This window comes from Granulicatella sp. zg-ZJ (assembly GCF_010892355.1).
Taxonomy (GTDB): Bacteria; Bacillota; Bacilli; order Lactobacillales; family Aerococcaceae; genus WM01.
Map to the genome: position 1 here is coordinate 14,110 of NZ_WNJY01000009.1, position 23,277 is coordinate 37,386.

Here is a 23,277-nt window from a genome sequence, read left to right on the forward strand (position 1 = left end):
AAAAAGAAATGGCTTTAACAGCAGGCATTGTTGGTTTGCCAAATGTTGGTAAATCAACACTATTTAATGCAATTACAAAGGCAGGAGTAGAGGCGGCAAACTACCCGTTTGCAACCATTGATCCAAATGTGGGTGTGGTTGAAGTACCTGATTTACGTTTACAAAAATTGACAGAACTTGTTAAACCTAAAAAAACAGTACCGACAACCTTTGAGTTTACAGATATTGCTGGTATTGTACGTGGTGCAAGTAAAGGTGAAGGTTTAGGAAATAAATTTTTAAGTCATATTCGACAAGTAGATGCGATTTGTCATGTGGTGCGTTGTTTTGAAGATGAAAATATTACACACGTTGACGGAAAAGTAGATCCATTAGCAGATATTGAAACTATTAACTTAGAGCTTGTTTTAGCCGATTTAGAAAGTGTAGATAAACGTTTAGCGCGTGTGGCCAAACTAGCAAAATCAAAAGATAAAGATGCCATGATTGAAGCGGATATTTTAACACGTTTAAAATCTGCGTTGGAAGAAGGGAAATCAGCAAGAACTGTTGAATTTGCTGATGAAGAGTTACCGATTGTGAAAGGTTTATTCTTATTGACAACAAAGCCTGTTTTATATGTAGCAAATATTTCAGAAGATGATTTATCTAATGGTGGTACAAATGACTATGTTAAACGTGTTGAAGCATTCGCAAAAAGTGAACATGCAGAAGTCGTTGTCGTATGTGCTAGAATTGAAGAAGAAGTTGCAGAATTAGAAGATGATGAAAAAATAGAATATTTAAAAGATTTTGGTATTGAAACGTCAGGATTAGATATTTTAATTCAAAAAGCGTACACATTATTGGGATTAGGCACTTATTTTACAGCAGGAGAACAAGAAGTACGTGCGTGGACATTTAAACGTGGTATGAAAGCTCCTCAATGTGCTGGTATTATTCACTCTGATTTTGAGCGAGGTTTTATTCGTGCAGAAACAGTAGCGTATGATGATTTATTACATTATGGAAATATGCAAACAGCAAAAGAAGCTGGACGTGTTCGTTTAGAAGGAAAAGAGTATGTTGTTCAAGACGGGGATATTATGTTATTTAGATTTAATGTATAATCATTATATGAAATAACTGTATGGTCGTATTGTGCTAGGATAATATAAAAAGTAGAAGAAACAAAAAATAAAAAACTTTCTATGGATGGTATTTTAGAACAGTCAAAGAAAGATGATATGCAAACAGATATAAATGGAGGCGAGTAGTAATGGTAGCCAAAAAGAAAGAAGTTATTGAACACATTGATTATGCTAAAGAGAATGTAGTATTGGCGGGACAGTTAACAAAAAGAAATGAACAATACATTCATGATTTAGATAAAGCATTGTCTTTAGCGAATGTATCAGAATTAGACAGACAGCGTTTAGCCTATACAATGATGCAAGAACTTATTCAAAATCAAAAAACAGGTAAAACGGCAAGACAGTTGTATGGAACAGTTGCTGAACAGACAAAACGTATTTTAGAAGGTCCGAAAGAAGATGAAACAAAACCGTCTCCTGACTGGAAATTATTTTTAGACGGTGGACTACTTATGGGGTCATTCTTTATGATTATGACAGGAATTTCTGCTAATAGTCAGTCGTTAGGGATTGTGTCTATGTTGCTTAATTATGTGATTATGGGATTGGCGATGTTAGTATTAACGAAAGCATCTCCTAAGTATCAAGAAATGATGAAAGCATCGACGCATAAATGGGTTGCATTGTTTAAATATTTGATGATTACAATTTTAACGATGTTAATTTGTGTGTCGGGTATTTTTGTCACAAGTTTTATTCCAGCAGTCATCAACCCTGTTTTAGATAAATCTATTTATTTAATCATTGGAGTTATCACATTAGGTGCAAAATTCTATTTGAAGAAAAAATTAAATATTCGTGGTGGACTATTTTAACGAAAAAGTATGCTTGTAAGAATTTCTTACAAGCATACTCATTTAAAAGAGAGATAAGGAGGTATGTATGGAAACTTTTAAGCAATACCATTTTCCAGAATTTATAGAAAAAGCTTTGGAAAAATTAGGGTTTAAAACCCCAACACATATTCAAAAAGAAATTATTCCATTAGTACAACAAGGGAAAAATGTTATTGGACAATCACAAACAGGCTCAGGGAAAAGTCATAGTTTTTTATTACCACTCATTGCTAGTGTGGATGTAAGTAAACCTGATGTACAAGTAGTGATTACCTCTCCAAGTAGAGAGTTGGCTAATCAGTTGTTTAATGTTGCCAAACAGTTAGTTGAAGAAACGGATATCACAATTTCCAATTTTGTTGGTGGGACGGATAAACAACGCCAAGTGGCAAAATTAAATGCTAGTCAACCACATATTGTGATTGGAACACCTGGTCGGATTTTAGATTTAATGAAAGAGCAAGCGTTAAAAGTATATAAAGCGAAAACACTTGTAATTGATGAAGCAGATATGACATTAGATTTAGGTTTCTTACCAGAAGTTGATGAGATTGCTTCTCAATTCCCTAAAGAATTACAAATGCTTGTGTTTTCAGCAACTATTCCACAGAAATTAAAACCGTTTTTAAAGAAATATATGGAAAATCCAGTTGAAGTTAATCTTCAACCAGAAACAATAGTGGCGTCTACTATTCATAATCAGCTTTTGTCGACTAAAGGACAAAATGAATTAGATATTTTATACCAAATTTTAAATATTGGGCAACCTTATTTAGTCATGGTATTTGTGAATACAAAGCAAAAGGCAGAAAAAGTAACGACCACTTTGAGAGAGCGTGGATTAAAAGTAGCCATGATACATGGAGATGTTCCTGCTCGTGAAAGAAAACGATTGATGAAACAAATTCAGCAATTAGATTATCAATATATTGTCGCAACAGATTTAGCAGCAAGAGGTATTGATATTGAAGGTGTTTCACATGTTATCAATATGGATATACCTAAAGATTTAGATTTCTTTATTCATCGTGTGGGACGTACGGGGCGAAATGGATTATCTGGAACAGCCATTACATTTTATGCTCCAGATCAAGATCAGGCAGTACAACAATTAGAAAAACGTGGTGTTCAATTTACACCAGTGGTGTTGAAAGATAACGAGTTAGTTGAAACTTTTGATAGAAATAGACGTGAAAAAAGAGAAAAAATTGTTGAAAAAGAGCATGATACCGTTATTGCAGGTATGGTAAAAAAAGCTAAGCAAAATGTAAAACCTGGTTATAAACGAAAATTAAAAACACAAATTGAAAAACGTGAACGACAAAAACGTAGACAACAAAAAAGAAAATAAAGAGAAAAGTCGGTGTATAGAAAATATACGCCGACTTCTCTTTACAAAATATCTTTTAAAATACGGTGTTGTTGAAAAATAATGTAAACCGTAGCTAATGCAGTACCTATGGAGATATAAATACCAAATAATTCTAATGCAGTCATTATCATATAAGGTAAAGCAGATAAAAATAAACAAACTCTCCATAAATAATCACGTCTTATTTTACGTCTGGTTGTTAAAAAAAACATATTTGACGTTAAACTAAAAACAATATTGTTAACGAGTACCGTCAGTAAAGACGTAAGAATCATTAAAATTGGTACTAGAAGATACAATAAGTATAGACTATTATTAAAACCGTTGATTAGTTGGGTTAACCTATCTTTTGAAAAATCATTTGAAATAGTCATGTTTGAAACATTCATACCGACTGTATAAATACTTAATGTTTTATCATTTAAAATAAGAACCATTGTATTTTTAGAAATAATTGTTTCGATGGTGCTTTTAGAAATACTGTTTTGGCTATCATATAAAAAATACACATTATCGGTTTGAATAGCTTGGCTCTTTTTGCTTGTTTCATCAATGGCTTGATGATTTTTTAAGTGAAAATCGGGTAATTGGGACGAAATTTTTGTTAAGTCATTTCTTAGTTGTGTTGTTGTATAAATATTTCTCGCCATACTTGGTAAAGAAATCAATACTGCTAAAAATAGTGTGAGTTGCACAATCATTTTTCTAGGGAGTAATGTTACTTGTAAAAGTAATTTTGGATTTTGAAATGATAAGAGTAGTACTTTTAACACATCAGACCTCCTTCTTTTTTTAACTTCTTTACTATACTTTATTTAGTATGTAATTTCAAATATTTCACTAATGAAATAAGAAAATAATGAGTTGTTGTCTTGCACCAAATACTATTTGATGTTATCATGATAATTGAGTTTTAATGGTCAAAAAATGCTTAAGGTGGGTACAATATGGTTATGATACCTGAAGAAAAGATACAATATATTAAACAGCATACCAATATTGTGGATATTATTGATCAATATGTTTCTTTGAAAAAAAGTGGTAAAAATCATTTTGGTTTTTGTCCATTTCATGAAGAACGTACACCGTCTTTTTCTGTATCCGAAGAAAAGCAAATTTATAAATGTTTTAGCTGTGGTAGAGCAGGAAATGTTTTTTCATTTTTTATGGAAAAGGAAGGAATTACATTTCCAGAAGCTGTTAAGAAAGTAGCTGATTTGAATCATTTACCATTAGAATTACCTGAGGACGTTATAGAGAAAAGTCCAAAAACGAAGCAAATAGATACCTTAAAAGAGATACATCATTTGGCTGCTGATTTTTATCATCATGTACTCGTACATACGAAAGAGGGCGAAGAAGCACTTTCTTATTTATACCAAAGAGGTATTACAGATGAAACCATTCGTACCTTTCAATTAGGTGTTGCACCACATTCAAGAGATCTTTTAACAAAGTTATTGATACAAAAAGGTTATACGAAAGAACTAATGGAACAATCCGGTTTATTTTCCATTTATCAAGAAAGTTTTTTAGATAGATTTTTTGATAGAATAATGGTGCCATTGCGTAACGATAAAGGTGAATGCGTAGCGTTTTCTGGTCGTATTTATTTAGATACGTCCGAACAGGATGATAAAAAAGCACCTAAATATTTAAATAGTCCTGAAACATTGATTTTTCAAAAAAGCGCGTTCTTATTTAATTTAGATTTAGCTAAAGCAAATATACGTAAACAAACAGAGTTTATGCTTTGTGAAGGGTATATGGATGTCATTGCGACATGGCAAGCGGGTATCACAAATAGTGTAGCATCAATGGGTACGAGTTTGACAGTGGAACAAATCAACATGTTGCAACGATTAGCAAATAAGGTACTAATTGCTTATGACGGTGATCATGCAGGGTTAAATGCAACGGATAGGGCCATTCAACTATTTAGAGAGCATGGTAAATTTGACATTTATGTTTTACCTATGTTGGACGGCATGGATCCAGATGAACTTATTCGTTCAAAAGGGAACCAATACTTTTTAAATTATATTGCTCATGATCAAGAAACAGCTTTCCATTTTTATAAGCGGTTTTACCGAATGCAATATACATTGGATACACAACGTAGCCAAATTGATTACTTAGATGATTTATTAAAACAAGTATTATTTGAAACAAGTTTAACCACACGTGCTATGTACATTCAAGATTTAGCAGATGAATTTCATTTGCCGATGAATGCGTTAAATCAACAATTAGCTGTATTTGAAAAGAAAGAGCGTCAAAAAAATAAAAACAAAGAGCGGTATTATCAAAAAGATGTGTCTGTCTTAGATATTTCATTGTTACAACCTAGTCAAACAATTTTAAAAGCTAGAGATAAGGCACAACGACAGTTGCTCTATCGCTTGTTTACAAGTCAAGAGGCTTTTCAAACGGTACAAACTTTACAAGATATTCCATTTTTAGATAATGTCTATCAAAACGTTTATTTGTACTATGTTGACTATAGAAAAACACATCATTTTGATGACAATATTTATGACTTTTTAGATTATGTACCGAGTAGTGAATTAAAAAATACTGTCGCAAGTATACTAACGGATGATTTTCAAGAAACCGTATCTTCAGAGGAAATGCAAGATTTATTAGAGGTTTTGCGAATTGAACAGTTAAAAGATGAGAGAGCGGTCTTAGTTGCTCAGGTGAGCGAAGCTGCAAAATCAGTAAATAAAGATGAAGTCACTCGTTTACTGGAAATGATACAAGTATTGGATAAAAAAATAAATAAAAGGTGGAGAGTGTAATATGGCAGAAAACAAAATAACACAAACAAAGGAAGAAGCTATTGCGTTACTACTTTCAGAAAGAAAAGTGTTTGGAACAGTCACTTATGAAGAGTTAGCCGACCGTATTGCCATTCCTTATGAATTGAACGCTGATGATGTGGATACGCTTATTCAACGTTTTGAAGATAATGCTGTAAGTGTTGTTGATGAAACAGGAAATCCAACTGCTAGACAGTTAGAAAAAGAAGAAGATGAAGTCGTACATTTATTAGAAGATAGTATTCAAGATGATGATTTAGATTCAAGTATTAAAATCAATGATCCAGTCAGAATGTATTTAAAAGAAATTGGACGTGTGCCATTGCTAACAGCTGATGAAGAAATTGATTTAGCTTTACGTATTGAACAAGGTGATCATGAAGCAAAACAACTTTTAGCAGAGGCAAACTTAAGATTAGTTGTGTCTATTGCGAAACGATATGTTGGACGTGGTATGCAGTTTTTAGACTTGATTCAAGAAGGTAATATGGGCTTGATGAAAGCCGTTGAAAAATTTGATCATACAAAAGGGTTTAAATTTTCTACATATGCAACATGGTGGATTAGACAAGCCATTACACGTGCGATTGCCGATCAAGCTAGAACAATTCGTATTCCAGTACACATGGTTGAAACAATCAATAAATTAGTGCGTATTCAAAGACAACTAGTTCAAGAATTAGGGCGTGAACCATCTCCAGAAGAAATTGGAGCCAAAATGGATTTACCTGCGGATAAAGTAAGAGATATTTTAAAAATTGCACAAGAACCTGTATCATTAGAAACACCGATTGGTGAAGAAGAAGATTCACATTTAGGAGATTTCATTGAAGATGACGGTGCAACAAGTCCAGCAGAGCATACCGCCTATGCTTTATTAAGAGAACAGCTTGAAGAAGTATTAGACACATTAACGGATAGAGAAGAAAACGTACTACGCTTACGTTTTGGATTAGATGACGGTAATGTGCGTACACTAGAACAAGTTGGGAAAGTATTCGGTGTAACACGTGAACGTATTCGCCAAATTGAAGCAAAAGCATTGCGTAAATTACGCCATCCAAGTCGCTCAAAACAATTAAAAGACTTTTTAGAATAAAATTTCTTCGTCAAATCGTGTTGGTGGATGACATCCTACCAACACGATTTTTTAAATAAAAAGGATTCTCGTCAAATTAAGGTAGTTTGGAGACATGTTTATATTGGTTTATTCAAATAGAGCAATAGAATTTGTATGGTTCAAGTATTATTCTCAGTAGAAAAGTCAATATATAATAGAGGTAAACTAATGCTTACAAATGTTAGTTTACCTCTTTGGTATAGTGCTGTAAATTTTTTGATAACTTTATTATTTATAATGGTACGTGATAAAAGACAATAAATGCTAATAAATCAAAAACATAGTGAATCATAAAACTTACCCATATACTATTAGATTTTTTCCAAAAAATATTTAATAGTAGTCTAACTGGGAAAATAGTCAACAAAAGATAAAAATATTGATTATGAAATACTGGTAAATGCCACATCGCGAAAAGAAAAGAAACAATCGTTGTACTCATATAAAAAGGTAGTTTTAAACCAGAAAAAGCAATGAGTAAATTAGTGCTTAAACATTCTTCTCCTATTAGCATAAAAGGAAGTGCATATAAAAGAACTTGCCAAGACAATTGTGATGAGAAACGATTGATAGGTGGGGTACCAATATATTGACTATATAAATAATGCCCTATATATGCAACAAGAGTTACAAGAAGAATACCACATAGTGTTGATACGATAGAAAATTGTTTAAACTGAGATAAAAAAGCATGCCATGATAATAGTAGACCGATAAGTATGCATAATGTCATATTCCAAAGAATACTTATATAAGGTTGATAAGGTGTAAAAATAGAAAAAGTATGTAATTGAAGATATGTAAATCCAATTATACAGGTGGATAGCAAAAGTAAAAGATGACGTATTGTTTTCATAATATCTACTCCTATATTATTATAAAAGAAAGGTATAGAAGAAGCTACACTCCAAAGACGCAGAGTGTAGCTTTTATATATTAGTTACTAGTACTTCTAAATGTGTAGCGGCTTAAAAAGTCTCTCCAGTTTTCTAATGATGTTGATGAATCGGTAGATTCTTCGTCCTGATGTTTTTCTTTTTCAGCCTTTTCACGTTCTTCTTTTTCTTTCTTCTCTTTTTCTTCTTTTTCTTTTTCCTCTTTCTCTTTGTCTCCGTTAATGAGTTTGTTCCAAAAATCTGTTAAATCTTTATCACTTGCCCCCGGTGAGAAATAATAAGAAATAGGGAATGGCGGTCTTGATTTTGAGAATAGATCGACAACTTTTTCTCCTGAAACAGGATGTTGAGAACCGTCCGGTGCAGCAATACTTCCCTCTAATGTTCCTGTTGAAGCTAATACAGCTTGTTGTGTAATAGACGGTGGAGCAGGGCTAAATCGTTGTGATGTATCAAAGTATTCAGGTTTTGCCGCTCTCATTGCATTTGCAATATCTGCCCATACTTGTTGTGTTCTCACAGACACATTTCCGTATGCATTATCGATTGGAAAGACGTGTTTGACACCATGATTATTGTCCCAACCAGCCCATTGACCGATAGTAATTTGTGGTGTGCTAATAATAGCCCACATATCTAAGTAGAAATCAGATGTTCCTGTTTTCCCATAAGCTTCTGGGAAAGAGAAATTTAGATATTGTTTAAAGTATTGTGTTGTACCTCCATTGATAGAGTCAGTTAACATACTTCTCATTAAATAAGCTGTATCTTCAGTAAATACTCTATTTTTAGTAGATTGGTGTTCGTAAACGACATTACCTTCTCTGTCTTCAATGCGTTCAATCATATATGCTGGTACATATTCACCGTTATTAGCAAATGTTGTAAAGGCACTTGTTTGTTCTAAAACAGTTGGTCCAGTTGAAAATCCTCCAACAGATGCCGCTTCATTTGCATATTCATTTGCAGGAATAGCTGTAATTCCCATGGCATTCATATATGTATTTGTTTGAATACCTCTTGCAAGCATCGAACCATATAAATGAATAGTTGGATTATTTAGAGATTGTTTCAATGCTTGACGTGCAGAAATAAATTGATTAGATACGCTACCGCTAGCATTTAAAGGAGTCCAGTAAGTACCGTCTTGTTGTAATCTAGAAATTTGCGTATCAGCTAACATCGTTGCTGGATAAATTAAATTATTTTCAATCGCTGGTGCATAAACCAATAAAGGCTTAATTGTAGAACCAGGAGAACGTCTTGTAGCAAATGCGTGGTCAATTTGGGATGTGTTAAAATCTGTTCCCCCGATAAATCCTAAAATTTTACCTGTTTTATTTTCAATAGCAACAGAACCGAGTTGAGGTGGTTCATTTACTGTTGTCGTTTCATTTGTTTCAGGATTTGTGTACGGTGTTTCATAAGTTGGTCCTAATTTTACAGCACTATTTGAAATAGCTGTTTGCATAGCGTTATAAATATCTTTGTCAATCGTTGAATAGATTTTATAGCCAGATGAAGCTAAAGTATCGGCTGCTCTAAAATAATACTCATTGTATAGGTCAACAGAACTGCTGATTGTTTCCCATGATCTGCCCTCTTTTTCGACTTGCTGTTGCATTAGAATTTCAATGGCTTCTTTATGAATACGTTGATATAAATACGTTTGAGCAGGACGTTGTTTATTTGTTCGTTCGATAAAATCTTGTGAAATATCATAGTTATATGCTTCTTGATAGTCTTGTTCAGAAATGTAACCTTGACGTTTCATAGCATCTAGGACGATTTTCATTTTTTGAATACCGTAAGAAAAATCTTCTTTTTTTGTTCCTGCATTTGTATATGGCGTATAGACATAAGGAGATTGAGGTAAACCGACTAAAAAAGCAGCTTGTGCTAATGTTAAATCTTTGGCAGATTTTCCAAATATACCTTCAGCAGCAGTTTCAATACCGGCAATATTTTGACCGTCACTATTTCTACCAAATGGCGATACATTTAAGTATGCTGTTAAAATTTCGTCTTTTGAAAAATATTTTTCGACACGCATTGCCAATAAAATTTCTTTTGCTTTTCGTGTAAATGTTAATTCATTTGTTAATAATTGCTGTTTAACTAGTTGTTGTGTCAGTGTAGAGCCTCCTGTTTGGCTACTTGCTCCAGACACTTCTTGTAAAGTCGCACGTAAAACAGCTTTAGGTACGATACCATTATGTTCATAAAAATAACTGTCTTCAGTTGCAATAATACCTTTTTTTACGTAATCAGAAATATCTTCTGAAGAAACAATTTTTCGTGTTAAATCGGACTGTACTTCAGAAATCAATTCGCCGTTTTGATAGTATAAGCTAGAAGCTTGATTTAATTGACCTAAACTTGTTTTTAAAGATGTTTCTGAAGGAATATCCGTATGTGAAATAATATTGGCAAAATAACCTAAACCAATCCCTAGTCCACATACACCGAGTAAGACAAGGCCTAGCGTACCAATTAAGATTAGTCTTTGAATGACAGTATAACTAATATTAAAAATAGATTTTCCAGTTTGACTAAATGGACTATTAAAAAATCGTTTGATACGATTAAACAAATTATTTTCGTTCATAAAATACCTCACTTTGCTGACAATTATACCAAAAAAACTTGTTTATGGCTATTCTTTATCAGTTGTTTGATACTGTTTCCAAAGTTGATATAATTGATGCTCATATTTTCCAGTATTACCAGGTACATAGTAAGTTTGATGCTGTAAAGTCGTTGGTAAATATTGTTGAGAAACAAAATGATTTGGATAGTGATGTGGGTATTTATAAGTTAGACCATACCCACGTTCATTAGCACCTTTATAATGATTGTCTTTTAAATGAGCAGGTATCTCTAGATTTTCAAATAATGCTAAATCAGCCAGTGCCTTATCAATCGCTGTAATACTTGAATTTGATTTAGGTGATAATGCTAAATCAATAACAGCCATAGATAAAGGGATTCTTGCTTCGGGAAAACCTAGTCTTTCTGCTACTTGAACAGCATTGAATGTCCTATCCACAGCTGTAGGGTTTGCCAATCCAATATCCTCGTAAGCAATGACGAGTAATCTTCGAATAATGGATATTAAATCTTGTGATTGAATAAGTCTTGCTAAATAATGCAAAGAAGCATCTACATCGCTACCTCGAATTGATTTTTGAAAGGCTGAAATAGTATCGTAATGAGCATCTCCGTCTTTATCATGTACTAACACTTTTTGTTGTAAGCACTCACTGATAACTTGCGTATCAATATCAATGGTGTTATCAGCATTTTTTTGTGTGGATAGAACTGCTAATTCTAAAGCATTTAAGCATCGACGTAAATCACCATGCGTTGCTGTTGCTAAAAATGTCACAGCATCTTCTGTTATGTTTACAGCATAATTCCCTAAACCGTCTTTAGTATCTGATAAAGCTTTATAAATGGCTTTTTTTATATCTTCTGATGAGAGTGGATATAATTCAAATAGTTGTGTTCTACTACGAATAGCTGGGTTAATTGAGATATACGGATTTTCAGTTGTGGCACCAATCAAAATAATAGAGCCTTTTTCTAAGTGAGGAAGTAGAAAATCTTGTTTTACTTTATTCAAACGATGAATTTCATCTAGCAATAAAATAACTGTTCCGCTTAACTTAGCTTCTTCCACAATAACTTCTAAATCTTTTTTGCCGTCTGTTGCAGCATTTAATATTCTAAATGCATATTGTGTTGAACCGGCAATAGCACTGGCAATACTTGTTTTTCCAATACCTGGAGGGCCGTATAAAATCATTGATGATAATCTTTTAGCGTTTACCATACGACGAATGATTTTGTTTTGACCAACGAGATGCTCTTGTCCGACAATATCATCAATATGTGTTGGGCGCATCCGAAATGCTAAAGGTTTAACCATGACATACCTCCTATCTTTTCTTGTTAAGTATAACAAATAACCTATAAAAAAACACTTTTATCCTATTGATAAAAAAGAGTTAAACCGAAAGTATCGATTTAACTCACTGATAGTCTATTTTAGTTTGATGCACACTGTTTAACAAAATCTTCGAATAAGGCACGAGATTGTTCATGATGTTCTTGTAATAAGATTTCAGGGTGCCATTGCACAGCTAATAAGTATTGGCTATTATTTTCCCATTCAAACGCTTCGATAAATCCATCTGGTGAAAAAGCCGTTGCACGTAAAGAGGAACCAAGTGTTTTAACAGCTTGATGATGAAAGGTATTCACATATGTTGTTTCTGTTTGCCAGATACGATGTAATAAACTATCTTTTTCGATAGATAAACTATGTGCAACATAATGAGGATCTGTTTTTTGTAAGTGTTGAATGGTTGAGTTTGTTTGTTTATGAATATCTTGGTAAAGAGAACCTCCTAAAAACACATTTACAAGTTGTAATCCTCTACATATTGCAAAAACAGGTTTATTTTGTTTTAGTGCTTCTTCTAAAAGCGAAAATTCGAATGTATCTCGAATGGGTAAAGTAGTACCTAACTCTAAAATAGGTTCTTCTCCATAATAGCTAGGAGAAATATCTTGACCACCTGCTAAAATCAATCCGTCAATAGCATTTATATAATCTTTTGCATGTTTAGAATCTTGAATGGGTAACATAACAGGAAGTCCACCAGCTTGACAGACACCTTTTACAAAATTGAGGGGTGTATACGCAATCCCTAAATTATTGATCAATGTTGTGTCGTTTGTGAGCTGATTTCCGGCAATGCCAATTATTACTGGTTTTGTCATGGAATGACCTCCTAAATTAAAATAGTATGAGAATATCATACACGATTATAAAAATAATGCAACTAAAGTATGATGAATTGATACAAAAAAAGTGTATACTTTTTAATGAAGAAAGGGAGCGAGAAATATGCAAAATATCAGTCAAGCATTAAATATTGCTTATACACTTAGAGAAAAATTAGTTATAACAAAAAATATATTATCATCCGCGAAAAATTGGGGAATATACGATTTATGGTCTGGTGGTTTTTTCACATCTCTGGTAAAACGTGAAAAAATGGATAATGCTTATAAAGACTTAAAAGAAGTAGAAAAATTATGCAATGAATTATCCTCTTATTTAAATGGAATTACTTTAACACTTAGTCCAAATATGCTCAATGCCGATAAAAATAGAGGGTGGGATATTTGGTTTGATAATCTATTTACAGATTTCAAGGTTCAAAGAGATATTAAAAATACTCTTGAAAAAGTGTGTGATTTGCAAGATGAAGTTGAGGATATTATTGATATTTTAACAGAAAAGCAGTCTTAAAATTTAGACTGCTTTTTTTTGTGTTTGTATCCAAAAGGAACTTTTGATTCAGTTTTTTGTCGAATGCGTTCAATATTAGAACGGTGTCGATAAATGATAAATACTGTTAATGAAAAACAAAAAATTGTAAAAATAGTATCTTGTAAAAATAAAGAAGCTAAACTTAATAAAAATGCTGTTAACATACTTGATAAACTAACCATACGTGAAAAGTAGAGTAAGATTAAAAATAATAAAATACCACTTAAAAGAAAAAATGGATAAATGGCAAGGATAACACCTGCGCTTGTTGCTACTGCTTTTCCACCTCTAAAATTGGTAAAAAGAGAAAATGTATGTCCTAAAATAGCAAATAATCCAATGATTAAAGGATTGATATCTGTTTTAATAAAAAAGTTAGCTAATAATGTTGGAATCGTACCTTTTAAGATGTCTATAAGAAGTACAATAATGCCTGCTTTTTTTCCTAAAACACGGAAGGTATTGGTGGAACCACTATTTCCACTGCCGTGTTCTCTAATGTCTATTTGGTAAAAATACTTTCCTATCCAAATACCAGATGGGATAGAGCCCAGTAAGTAGGCTAAAAGAATAAAAATAATGACCATGTAAGGCTCCTTTGCGTCATGATGTGCTGGAATTAGTGTAGCATTTTTTAAATAAAAAGAAAAGTCATACTTCAGTCTTTTGGCTGATGTTATCAAGTCTTTTGAAATGTATACTTGAATAGTATATAATTATAAAAAAAGAAAAGGAGAATATTATCATGGTATGGTTAATTATTTTAGGTATCGTCGCAATCGTTGTTTTGTGGGGTATCGCAACATATAATGGTTTAGTAAAATCAAGAGGTTGGATTAAAGAAGCATGGGCACAAGTAGACGTTCAATTAAAACGTCGTAATGATTTAATTCCAAATGTAGTGTCAACAGTAAAAGGATATGCAAAACATGAGCAAGAAACATTAGAAAAAGTGATTGCTGCACGTAATCAATTAGTGAACATGCAAGGTGCAACACCACAAGAAATTATGGAGACATCTAATCAAATTACAGGTGCATTAAAATCTATTTTTGCATTAAGTGAGTCTTATCCTGAATTAAAAGCAAATCAAAATTTCTTATCCTTACAAGAAGAATTAACAAATACAGAAAATAAAATTGCTTACTCAAGACAACTATATAATTCAAGTGTTGTCAATTACAATATTAAAGTACAATCTATTCCAACAAATATTATTGCTTCTATTGGTGGTTTTAAAGAAGAAAGTGTTCTTGAAACACCACAAGAAGAAAGAAATGTTCCAAAAGTATCATTCGATTAGAGGAAACGTATGTTACATCAACAAATTATACAAAATAAGAGAAAAACAATTCTTGTTTTACTTGTTTATACATTGTTATTTTTAACAGTTGGTATTGCTATTGGATACTTTATGTTTGATGATATTTTAATTGGTACAATAATTGCTACTGTATTAGGTGGCATATATGCTATTGCTATGCTTTCTCAGTCAACGGAAATTGTATTGAAAAGAAATCATGCACATCAAATAACCGAAGAAATGTATCCAATGTTATGGCATATTGTTGAAGATATGGCGATTGTGGCACAAGTACCTATGCCAAGTGTTCATGTCATTCAAGATGATTCACCAAATGCATTTGCTACAGGTATGTCACCAGATAAAGCAGCAGTAGCTGTTACAACAGGATTGTTAAAGCGACTAAATCGTGAAGAATTAGAAGGTGTCATTGCACATGAATTTTCACATATCAAAAATTATGATGTTCGTTTACAAACAATTTTAGTTGCATTAGGAACAGCCATTGCATTATTAATTCAATTTAGTTCCTATGGCATGCGATTTGGTGGTAGACATAAGTCTAATAATAATGATAAAAATAGTGTACTCGGTATTGTTTTATTCATTGTGTCGATATTAGCGATTTTTTTAGCACCGTTATTATCAACACTTACGCAATTAGCTTTGTCGAGAAATCGAGAATATTTAGCAGATGCAACGGCGGTTTCGTTTACAAGAAACCCTCAAGGTCTTATATCTGCTTTACAAATTATTTCTCAATCACCTGATATGAAAGGTGTTGACCCACAAAGTGCAGCCTTATATATTGCGTCACCAATACATAAAAAAGAAAAAGATTCTCTGTTTGCGACACATCCGTCAACAGCCAATCGTATTGCTAGATTAAGAAATATGTAATAAAAAGCCCTTTGATAGTCACTGACTGTCAAAGGGCTTTTTCATATGTTGCTGAGATTTTACATAGTCTTTTTTCCATGAGTGTGGAGATTGGTTAAAAAACTTTTTAAAAGCAGCCGAGAAATTAAATTGGTTTGAATAACCGACAGCTTCTGCGATAGATGCGATACTATCATTTGTGTGTTTTAGTAAATCGCATGAACGAATTAGTCGATAATGTATTAAAAACTGCTGGGGTGTCATGTTCATATTTTCTTTAAATAATCGACTGAAATAAGAGCGATTTAGATGACAATGTGCGGCAATATCTTCAATACAAATATTTTCAGCATAATGTTGTTCAATATATTGGAGTGCTTCGGTAATATATAAATCATTAGCGGTATATTCTGGCACATTTACTTCATTGGTTGCAAGTGATATGAGAGCATCCATAAAAAGATACACATGTGCAATGATATTGGCGCTGTATAATTGATAATGTTGAAAAATATATTCCATTTCTTTATAGACATCATTTTCAGTAGGTGGTAATGGTTGTGTGAAAATATATTCTGTATCCATTAAATGAGCTTTTTTGAAATAGTGTTCGGCTTTTAATCCGTCTAGTTCAATCCAAATGTATGTCCAAGGATCATCTTTATCGGCTTCGTAGCTACAAATTGTATTTGGAGGAATTAAAAATCCTTGTCCGGCATTTAAATGATATTCTTTTTGTTTTTCTGTTTGGAAAAAGGTACCTTTACCAGAGATAATGTAATGAAATAAATAATGTTGTTTAATAGATGGACCAAAAGAGTGGAGTGATTCACATGCTTCTTTTCCAAATTGAATTGGATATAAATCAACATAAGAATGATTATTGAAAATGTGAAATGTGGCATTGTTTGACATAGATAATCCCCTTTCTTGAAAACGTTATCTGTAAATAGTATATCATTTATATGAAGATTTGACAAAATATATAAAAAAGAGCATAAAATGGTCTTTGGTCATATATTAGAGTCACGTCATCGTATCGTGTAGAAAGCGTTTTTATATTATAGTAAAGATACAAATAAATGAAATTCTTTATTTGTAATTTTTAATGAAGTGGAAGGGAAAAATTATGAGAAAAATAATGTCTTATATTGGTGCTATTTCAGCAACAGTCATGTTGGCAGCATGTGGGAATGGTGCACAAAATACATCGAATAAAACAGAATCAGAATCTAGTGGTACAAAATCAGAAATCACTTATGCAATTTGGGATTCAGGACAAGAAAAAGGATTGAGAAAAATTGCAGATAAGTTTGAAGAAAAAAATAAAGATATTAAAGTTAAAATACAAGTAGTGAATTGGGATGCGTATTGGACAATGTTAGAAGCAGGTGCAACAGGAGGCACATTGCCAGATACATTCTGGATGCATTCAAATGAAATTTACCGTTATGGTTCAAATAATATGTTATTGGGGTTAGATGATTATTTAGCAAAAAGTAAAGATGCTAAATTGGAGAATTTTCCAGAGGGGTTAAATAAAATTTATAATGTTGGCGGTAAACAATATGCTGTACCGAAAGATTATGACACGATTGGTCTATGGTATAACAAAAAAATGTTCGATGAAGCAGGCGTTGCTTATCCAGATGAGTCATGGGATTGGAATAAATTATATGAAGTAGCTAAAAAATTAACAAAAGAAGATGGTAGTCAATATGGATTTTTAGCACCTTTACATAATCAAGAAGGTTTTTATAATTTTATTTATCAAAACGATGGAACAGTAATTACACCTGATAAAAAATCAGGGTATGACAATCCAAAAACAATTCAAGCTTTAGAATATTACATGCGCTTTGTGAAAGAAAAATTATCTCCAGAAATTACAGATGACAAAAAACGTGCAGAAGTACTTCAAAATGGTCAAGTTGCTATGGCGTTATTCGGTTCATGGAATTTAAGTTCATTTAATGATAATGAATACATTAAAAATAATTTTGATATTGCTGTATTACCAAAAGGAAACACAGGTAAACGTGTGACAATTTTCAATGGATTAGGAAACGCTATTTCTGCCAACACAAAACATAAAGAAGCATCTTGGAAATGGGTTGAATTTTTAAGTTCAAAAGAAGGTCAAGATATGCAAGCAAGTTTAGGTGTAGCGATTTCTGCTTATAAAGGGGCAGCGACAACTTGGGTAGATTCAAATAAAAATTTCCATATTAAATCCTTTATTGATATGGTAGATGATGCACAAATTAGACCTTATTCTAATTCAACATCAAAATGGGAAGAAAAATCTTATGAATTATTAAAACCTGCTTACTTAGGACAAAAAACAGTTGAAGAAGCATGTAATGATGTTGCTAAAATGATGAATGAAGAACTTTCTTCTGAAAAATAAGCATAGATAAATATGGAAGAAGACAGCAACTGTTTAAAGTCAATGTCTTCTTCCTTTTTATAACAGGCTTTGTTGAAAGTGAGGGAAAAACGATAATGAAAAAAAGAAATAAAAAGTGGAACGAATACTTTTGGGGATGGTTTCTCGTAGCACCGACAATTATCGGACTAATCATTTTAAATATTATACCTATTTTTGAAACATTACGTATGAGTTTTTTTAAGAGTGGTGATTTTGGGAAAAATAATATTTTTGTTGGATTGGATAATTATAAACGTTTATTTGAAGATACTCAAGTATGGCAAGCAACGTGGAATACAATTCAATATACACTCTTGGTCGTACCGATAACAGTTATCTTTGCTCTTATTTTAGCAACACTTTTAAATTCTAAATTAAAAGGGAAACATGTATATAGAACGATTTATTTTTTACCTATGGTTGCTGCACCAGCTGCGGTTACAATGGTTTGGAAATGGCTTTATAATACTGATTTTGGACTAATCAATTACCTTTTGAAACAAATTGGATTAGGACCTGTGAACTGGGTAGAAGATCCAACGATTGCTATTTATTCAATCGCTATTATTGGTATTTGGAGTACTGTGGGGTATAGCATGATTTTAATTTTAGCTGGTTTACAAGAAATTCCGAAAGATTTCTATGAGGCAGCAAAAATAGATGGTGCAAGTGCCACGAAACAGTTTTTTCATATCACGTTACCACTTGTATCGCCAACCTTATTTTTTGTTGTTGTAACAAGTATTATTCAAGCAATGCAAGTGTTTGATTCAATTTATATGATGGAGAGTGTGACAAGTCCTGCTTATGATAAGACTGTTTCATTAGTTTATTTATTCTATAACAATTCATTTAAATATGCAGATAAAGGCTATGGTTCAGCTATTGTAATGTTGTTATTAGCCATTATTTTGATTATTACAGTCATTCAAATGAAAGCACAGAAAAAATGGGTAAACTATATGTAGAGGAGGTAAATAATGAAAAAATATTATACATCAATACTGACACATGCTTTTTTAATCTTTGTTGCTTTAGGCATGATCGTACCATTTATTTGGATGGTATTGACATCATTTAAAACAGTGACAGAATCTACACAAATGAATCCATTTCAATTATTTCCTAGTCAATTAAGAACAGAGAATTATACAGAAGTCATTCGTTCTAACAATTTTATTATGCTGTATTTTAATACGATTATGATGATGTTATGGAGAATTATTAGTTCTGTTTTATTCAGTGCAATGGCGGCATATGCTTTTGCACGATTAGAATTTCCAGGACGTAATCTGTTATTCGGTTTAGTGCTATTTCAAATGATGGTACCAAGTCAATTATTTGTTATTCCACAATATTTAATGATTAATCAATTAGGTATGCGTAACACAATTTTTGCCTTAGTCTTTCCTGGATTGGTAAGTGCATTTGGTACATTTTTATTAAGACAATTTTTTATGGGATTGCCTAAGGAATTAGAGGAAGCAGCTAGATTAGACGGCTGTAATATTGGACAAACTTTTTTCAAAGTTATGTTACCTTTAGCCAAATCTGGTCTAATTGCACTAGGTATTTTTACAGCATTATTTGCCTTTAAAGATTTATTGTGGCCCTTAATTGTGAATTCTGATGCAAGTGCAGCAACGCTTTCTTCGGCGCTTTCTAAAATACAGGGTGCATACTCTGTGAATTATCCACAGTTGATGGCAGCATCGGTGTTAGCTATTTGGCCAATGGTTATTATTTATATTTTATTTCAAAAACAATTTATTCAAGGGATTGCTACATCAGGTAGTAAATTATAGAGATAAGGAAGAAAAAAATGTCAATTTCTGTTCAGCTAGAAAACAAAGAATTTCATTTATATAATGACGAAATAAGCTATATAATGCATCTTTTACCAAATGGGCATATTGGGCATTTGTATTATGGAAAAAGAGTAAGCGAAAAAAAATCATATCAATATTTATTTCAAGGAGTATCAAGACCTTTAGGAGCATGTGTTTTTGATGATGACGACACATTTTCTTTACACTATACAAAACAAGAATATGCTTGTTATGGTACAACGGATTTTGGATTACCAGCTTTTTCATTACGTCAATCAGATGGTAGTACATTATCGGATTTTAAGTATAGAGAGCATCGTATTTTACAAGGGAAACCGCATATAAAGGGGTTGCCACACACATATACAAATGATGATTTAGAAGCACAAACATTAGAAATTATTTTAGAAGATAATATCTCAAGTACGATATTGTATTTATATTATACTATTTTTGAAAAATATCCTGTTATTACTAGACATGCCTCATTTGAACAGCTTGGACAAGAAAGTGTGTCGATTGAAAAGGCGATGAGTATCTGCTTAGATTTGCCAGATTCTGTATATGAATGGATGCACTTAGACGGTGCATGGGGAAGGGAAAGACATCTCATCACTTCTAAACTTCAATCGGGGAATCAGTCTATTTATAGCTTAAAAGGAGCGAGTAGTTCAGAACATAATCCGTTTATTGCATTAAAAAGACCGTATACAACAGAAGATATAGGAGAAGCCATAGGATGCTCTCTTGTATATAGTGGTAACTTTTATGCAGGAATAGATGTCAAAACACATGGTATCAGTCGTTTGTTAATGGGGATTCATTCAGATTATTTTTGTTGGGAGTTAAAACCTAATGAACGTTTTGATACACCAGAGGTTGTACTAGTTTATTCAGATTGTGGATTAAATAAAATGAGTCAAATTTACCATGCTTTTTATCGAGAACATTTGATAAGAGGTACTTGGAAAGAAAAACCTCGTCCAGTATTATTAAACAATTGGGAAGCGATGTCCTTTGATTTTGATGAATCGAGTATTCTAGCTTTAGTAGATGAAGCAAAACAAGTAGGTATGGAGTTGTTTGTACTAGATGATGGTTGGTTTGGACATCGTAATCATGATGCATCAGGATTAGGGGATTGGACTGTTAATAAAGAAAAATTACCAAATGGCTTAGAGAGTATTATTTCTCATGTTCATTCATTAGATATGATGTTTGGTTTATGGATTGAACCGGAAATGGTTAATAAAGATAGTTTACTTTATCGAGAGCATCCGGATTGGATAGTACATCATCCGAATAGACGACAATCTCCATCAAGACATCAACACACACTTGACTTATCTAGAGAAGATGTCTATCAAAATATTTATAAGCAACTACATACTTTATTATCTACGAACCAAATCGACTATATTAAATGGGATATGAATCGATATATGACTGAAACATATAGTCTATATTATGATGCACGTCATCAAGGTGAACTTTTCCACCGATATATATTAAACGTCTATCGTTTATATGAGGCACTTACAACAGAATTTCCGCATGTTTTATTTGAATCTTGTGCAAGTGGAGGTGCTAGATTTGATGCTGGTATGCTTTATTATGCTCCTCAAACTTGGACAAGTGATAATACGGATGCTATTGAAAGATTGTTTATTCAATATGGGACGTCTATGGTTTATCCGCTTGTCAGTATGGGATGTCATGTGTCGGAAGTACCTAATCAGCAAGTTAATCGTGTAACACCGTTACACACAAGAGCAAATGTTGCTTTTTTTGGTAATTTTGGATACGAATTAGATTTATCTAAATTAACCGTAGAAGAGAAAAATAGTGTGCGAGAGCATATACAATTTTATAAAACATATCGTGATGTTTTTCAAAAGGGAACATTTTATCGTCTGTTATCGCCATATACAGATATAGATACAGCTTGGCAAGTTATATCAGAAGATAAAAAAACAGTAATTGTTGGATATTACCAACAATTAACGAGAGCAAATAGAGGGTTTAGACGATTTGTTTTAAAAGGAGTATCTCCGGAGAAAATGTATCAATGTCAAAAAGGTGTTTTTTACGGTAATGAACTAATGTGTGTAGGTTTACCAATAGATAATCAAGAGCATGACACAGATTTTTCATCTGTTTTATATGTTTTAAAAGAAATAGAAGAATAAAGGAGTATATTATGGCAACATTATCATTAAAACATATCCATAAACGATATGAGAATGGGTATCACGCCGTCGATAATTTTAATTTAGAAGTTCAAGATAAAGAATTTATTGCATTAGTTGGTCCTTCAGGGTGTGGTAAATCAACTTTATTAAGAATGATTGCAGGATTAGAAGATATTTCTGAGGGGGAATTTTATATTGATGATTTATGTGTGAATGATGTTGAACCTAAAGATAGAGATATTGCAATGGTATTTCAGTCATATGCTTTATATCCACATATGACTGTCTATGATAATATGGCGTTTGCTTTAAAACTGAAAAAAATAAGTAAAGACGAAATAGATAGAAAAGTAAAAGAAACAGCACAAATTTTAGGTTTAGAAAATTTATTAGATAGAAAACCTAAGGCTTTATCTGGTGGACAAAGACAACGTGTGGCACTGGGACGCGCGATTGTTCGTTCTCCAAAAGTCTTTTTAATGGATGAACCTCTTTCTAATTTAGATGCGAAATTACGTGGAGATATGAGAACGGAGATTATCCGTATTCATAATGATTTACAAGCTACAACCATTTATGTTACGCATGACCAAACAGAAGCGATGACAATGGCACATCGTTTAGTCGTTATGAAAGCAGGTGTGATACAACAAATTGGGACACCAAAAGAGATTTATGATTTTCCAATCAATTTATTTGTTGCAGGATTTATTGGTGCTCCTACGATGAATTTTATTGAAGGAACACTTGAAAAAGGTTGTTTTAAAGTAGATGAAACAATTTCTTTAGAGTTACCTTTGGCACAATATCAACAATTAAAAGAAAAGGGTTATGAAAATAAACCAATAGTATTAGGGATTCGTCCAGAAAGTTTATCTAATGATCCATTTGTGATGCAAACTTATGAAAAAGCAATGATAACGTCAAACGTTATGGTAGCTGAATTACTTGGTGCTGAATATATTGTGCATACGCAAATCGGTTGTCAAAAGATAAAAGCAATTGTACATAGTAGACAACATATTCAAATGGATCAAGAGATTACCTTGGCATTCGATATGAATAAGGCACATTATTTTGATAAGAATACAGAACAAAATATTTTATTATCATAACGATA

General features: G+C 32.4%; 20 protein-coding genes. 13 read left to right on the forward strand and 7 right to left on the reverse strand.

Features of this window, described 5'->3' with window-relative positions; translation table 11 throughout:
- Positions 1–8: 8 nt before the first annotated feature.
- From ychF to GMA11_RS03985, 3 genes are all read left to right on the forward strand, one after another.
- Entirely contained in the window at positions 9–1,109 is a 1,101-nt protein-coding gene (gene ychF, locus GMA11_RS03975; RefSeq protein WP_163545926.1) for a redox-regulated ATPase YchF, read from the forward strand.
- Positions 1,110–1,258: 149 nt separating this feature from the next.
- The gene (locus GMA11_RS03980) at positions 1,259–1,948 is read left to right on the forward strand and encodes a DUF1129 domain-containing protein (RefSeq protein WP_163545927.1); all 690 of its coding nucleotides are present in this window, start codon (positions 1,259–1,261) and stop codon (positions 1,946–1,948) included.
- Positions 1,949–2,015: 67 nt separating this feature from the next.
- The gene (locus GMA11_RS03985; RefSeq protein WP_163545928.1) at positions 2,016–3,320 is read left to right on the forward strand and encodes a DEAD/DEAH box helicase; all 1,305 of its coding nucleotides are present in this window, start codon (positions 2,016–2,018) and stop codon (positions 3,318–3,320) included.
- 41 nt (positions 3,321–3,361) lie between these two features.
- On the opposite strand, the gene GMA11_RS03990 is transcribed toward GMA11_RS03985, so the two are convergent.
- Positions 3,362–4,114 (reverse strand): DUF1189 family protein, encoded by a 753-nt coding sequence (locus GMA11_RS03990; protein WP_163545929.1) that lies wholly within the window; start codon positions 4,112–4,114, stop codon positions 3,362–3,364.
- A 174-nt stretch (positions 4,115–4,288) separates the two neighbouring features.
- On the opposite strand from GMA11_RS03990, the gene dnaG reads away from it, so the two are divergent.
- The gene (gene dnaG, locus GMA11_RS03995; protein ID WP_163545930.1) at positions 4,289–6,142 is read left to right on the forward strand and encodes a DNA primase; all 1,854 of its coding nucleotides are present in this window, start codon (positions 4,289–4,291) and stop codon (positions 6,140–6,142) included.
- Position 6,143: 1 nt separating this feature from the next.
- Entirely contained in the window at positions 6,144–7,262 is a 1,119-nt protein-coding gene (gene rpoD, locus GMA11_RS04000) for an RNA polymerase sigma factor RpoD (RefSeq protein WP_163545931.1), read from the forward strand.
- 253 nt (positions 7,263–7,515) lie between these two features.
- Here the strand turns inward: rpoD and GMA11_RS04005 are convergent, their stop codons facing one another.
- From GMA11_RS04005 to GMA11_RS04020, 4 genes are all read right to left on the reverse strand, one after another.
- Positions 7,516–8,139, reverse strand: a complete 624-nt coding sequence (locus tag GMA11_RS04005) for a type II CAAX prenyl endopeptidase Rce1 family protein (protein WP_163545932.1) — start codon at positions 8,137–8,139, stop codon at positions 7,516–7,518.
- An 80-nt stretch (positions 8,140–8,219) separates the two neighbouring features.
- A complete protein-coding gene (locus GMA11_RS04010; protein WP_163545933.1) occupies positions 8,220–10,787 on the reverse strand; it encodes a transglycosylase domain-containing protein in 2,568 nt (855 codons plus the stop codon).
- 48 nt (positions 10,788–10,835) lie between these two features.
- Entirely contained in the window at positions 10,836–12,110 is a 1,275-nt protein-coding gene (locus tag GMA11_RS04015; RefSeq protein ID WP_163545934.1) for a replication-associated recombination protein A, read from the reverse strand.
- A 119-nt stretch (positions 12,111–12,229) separates the two neighbouring features.
- A complete protein-coding gene (locus GMA11_RS04020; RefSeq protein ID WP_163545935.1) occupies positions 12,230–12,967 on the reverse strand; it encodes a gamma-glutamyl-gamma-aminobutyrate hydrolase family protein in 738 nt (245 codons plus the stop codon).
- Between the two features lie 127 nt (positions 12,968–13,094).
- Between GMA11_RS04020 and GMA11_RS04025 the strand changes: the two genes are divergently transcribed.
- On the forward strand, positions 13,095–13,502 hold the full coding sequence (locus GMA11_RS04025) for a hypothetical protein (protein ID WP_163545936.1): 408 nt from the start codon (positions 13,095–13,097) through the stop codon (positions 13,500–13,502).
- Here GMA11_RS04025 and plsY read toward each other — a convergent pair.
- A complete protein-coding gene (gene plsY / locus GMA11_RS04030) occupies positions 13,499–14,110 on the reverse strand; it encodes a glycerol-3-phosphate 1-O-acyltransferase PlsY (protein WP_163545937.1) in 612 nt (203 codons plus the stop codon). The genes GMA11_RS04025 and plsY overlap by 4 nt on opposite strands.
- Positions 14,111–14,268: 158 nt before the next feature.
- On the opposite strand from plsY, the gene GMA11_RS04035 reads away from it, so the two are divergent.
- Positions 14,269–14,826, forward strand: a complete 558-nt coding sequence (locus GMA11_RS04035; RefSeq protein WP_163545938.1) for a LemA family protein — start codon at positions 14,269–14,271, stop codon at positions 14,824–14,826.
- A 9-nt stretch (positions 14,827–14,835) separates the two neighbouring features.
- Positions 14,836–15,726, forward strand: coding sequence for a zinc metalloprotease HtpX (htpX, locus tag GMA11_RS04040; protein WP_163545939.1), 891 nt, complete (start codon positions 14,836–14,838; stop codon positions 15,724–15,726).
- Positions 15,727–15,744: 18 nt separating this feature from the next.
- Here htpX and GMA11_RS04045 read toward each other — a convergent pair whose 3' ends face one another.
- Positions 15,745–16,620 (reverse strand): AraC family transcriptional regulator, encoded by an 876-nt coding sequence (locus GMA11_RS04045; protein ID WP_163545940.1) that lies wholly within the window; start codon positions 16,618–16,620, stop codon positions 15,745–15,747.
- A 214-nt stretch (positions 16,621–16,834) separates the two neighbouring features.
- Here GMA11_RS04045 and GMA11_RS04050 point away from each other — a divergent pair, with 214 nt between their 5' ends.
- From GMA11_RS04050 to GMA11_RS04070, 5 genes are all read left to right on the forward strand, one after another.
- Positions 16,835–18,115: a sugar ABC transporter substrate-binding protein gene (locus GMA11_RS04050; RefSeq protein ID WP_163545941.1), complete on the forward strand. Its 1,281-nt coding sequence runs from the start codon at positions 16,835–16,837 to the stop codon at positions 18,113–18,115.
- 95 nt (positions 18,116–18,210) lie between these two features.
- Positions 18,211–19,104, forward strand: coding sequence for a carbohydrate ABC transporter permease (locus GMA11_RS04055; protein WP_163545942.1), 894 nt, complete (start codon positions 18,211–18,213; stop codon positions 19,102–19,104).
- Positions 19,105–19,116: 12 nt separating this feature from the next.
- Positions 19,117–19,941, forward strand: coding sequence for a carbohydrate ABC transporter permease (locus tag GMA11_RS04060; protein ID WP_163545943.1), 825 nt, complete (start codon positions 19,117–19,119; stop codon positions 19,939–19,941).
- A 17-nt stretch (positions 19,942–19,958) separates the two neighbouring features.
- A complete protein-coding gene (locus GMA11_RS04065) occupies positions 19,959–22,154 on the forward strand; it encodes an alpha-galactosidase (protein WP_163545944.1) in 2,196 nt (731 codons plus the stop codon).
- 11 nt (positions 22,155–22,165) lie between these two features.
- Positions 22,166–23,272, forward strand: coding sequence for an ABC transporter ATP-binding protein (locus tag GMA11_RS04070; RefSeq protein ID WP_163545945.1), 1,107 nt, complete (start codon positions 22,166–22,168; stop codon positions 23,270–23,272).
- The last annotated feature ends 5 nt before the right edge of the window (positions 23,273–23,277 follow it).

Excerpts from the sequence above, each read along its gene's own strand:
- ychF (WP_163545926.1), top strand. The coding sequence starts at position 9 with ATGGCTTTAACAGCAGGCATTGTTGGTTTGCCAAATGTTGGTAAATCA.
- GMA11_RS03980 (WP_163545927.1), top strand. The coding sequence starts at position 1,259 with ATGGTAGCCAAAAAGAAAGAAGTTATTGAACACATTGATTATGCTAAA.
- GMA11_RS03985 (WP_163545928.1), top strand. The coding sequence starts at position 2,016 with ATGGAAACTTTTAAGCAATACCATTTTCCAGAATTTATAGAAAAAGCT.
- dnaG (WP_163545930.1), top strand. The coding sequence starts at position 4,289 with ATGGTTATGATACCTGAAGAAAAGATACAATATATTAAACAGCATACC.
- rpoD (WP_163545931.1), top strand. The coding sequence starts at position 6,144 with ATGGCAGAAAACAAAATAACACAAACAAAGGAAGAAGCTATTGCGTTA.
- GMA11_RS04005 (WP_163545932.1), bottom strand. The coding sequence starts at position 8,139 with ATGAAAACAATACGTCATCTTTTACTTTTGCTATCCACCTGTATAATT.
- GMA11_RS04010 (WP_163545933.1), bottom strand. The coding sequence starts at position 10,787 with ATGAACGAAAATAATTTGTTTAATCGTATCAAACGATTTTTTAATAGT.
- GMA11_RS04015 (WP_163545934.1), bottom strand. The coding sequence starts at position 12,110 with ATGGTTAAACCTTTAGCATTTCGGATGCGCCCAACACATATTGATGAT.
- GMA11_RS04020 (WP_163545935.1), bottom strand. The coding sequence starts at position 12,967 with ATGACAAAACCAGTAATAATTGGCATTGCCGGAAATCAGCTCACAAAC.
- GMA11_RS04025 (WP_163545936.1), top strand. The coding sequence starts at position 13,095 with ATGCAAAATATCAGTCAAGCATTAAATATTGCTTATACACTTAGAGAA.
- plsY (WP_163545937.1), bottom strand. The coding sequence starts at position 14,110 with ATGGTCATTATTTTTATTCTTTTAGCCTACTTACTGGGCTCTATCCCA.
- GMA11_RS04035 (WP_163545938.1), top strand. The coding sequence starts at position 14,269 with ATGGTATGGTTAATTATTTTAGGTATCGTCGCAATCGTTGTTTTGTGG.
- htpX (WP_163545939.1), top strand. The coding sequence starts at position 14,836 with ATGTTACATCAACAAATTATACAAAATAAGAGAAAAACAATTCTTGTT.
- GMA11_RS04045 (WP_163545940.1), bottom strand. The coding sequence starts at position 16,620 with ATGTCAAACAATGCCACATTTCACATTTTCAATAATCATTCTTATGTT.
- GMA11_RS04050 (WP_163545941.1), top strand. The coding sequence starts at position 16,835 with ATGAGAAAAATAATGTCTTATATTGGTGCTATTTCAGCAACAGTCATG.
- GMA11_RS04055 (WP_163545942.1), top strand. The coding sequence starts at position 18,211 with ATGAAAAAAAGAAATAAAAAGTGGAACGAATACTTTTGGGGATGGTTT.
- GMA11_RS04060 (WP_163545943.1), top strand. The coding sequence starts at position 19,117 with ATGAAAAAATATTATACATCAATACTGACACATGCTTTTTTAATCTTT.
- GMA11_RS04065 (WP_163545944.1), top strand. The coding sequence starts at position 19,959 with ATGTCAATTTCTGTTCAGCTAGAAAACAAAGAATTTCATTTATATAAT.
- GMA11_RS04070 (WP_163545945.1), top strand. The coding sequence starts at position 22,166 with ATGGCAACATTATCATTAAAACATATCCATAAACGATATGAGAATGGG.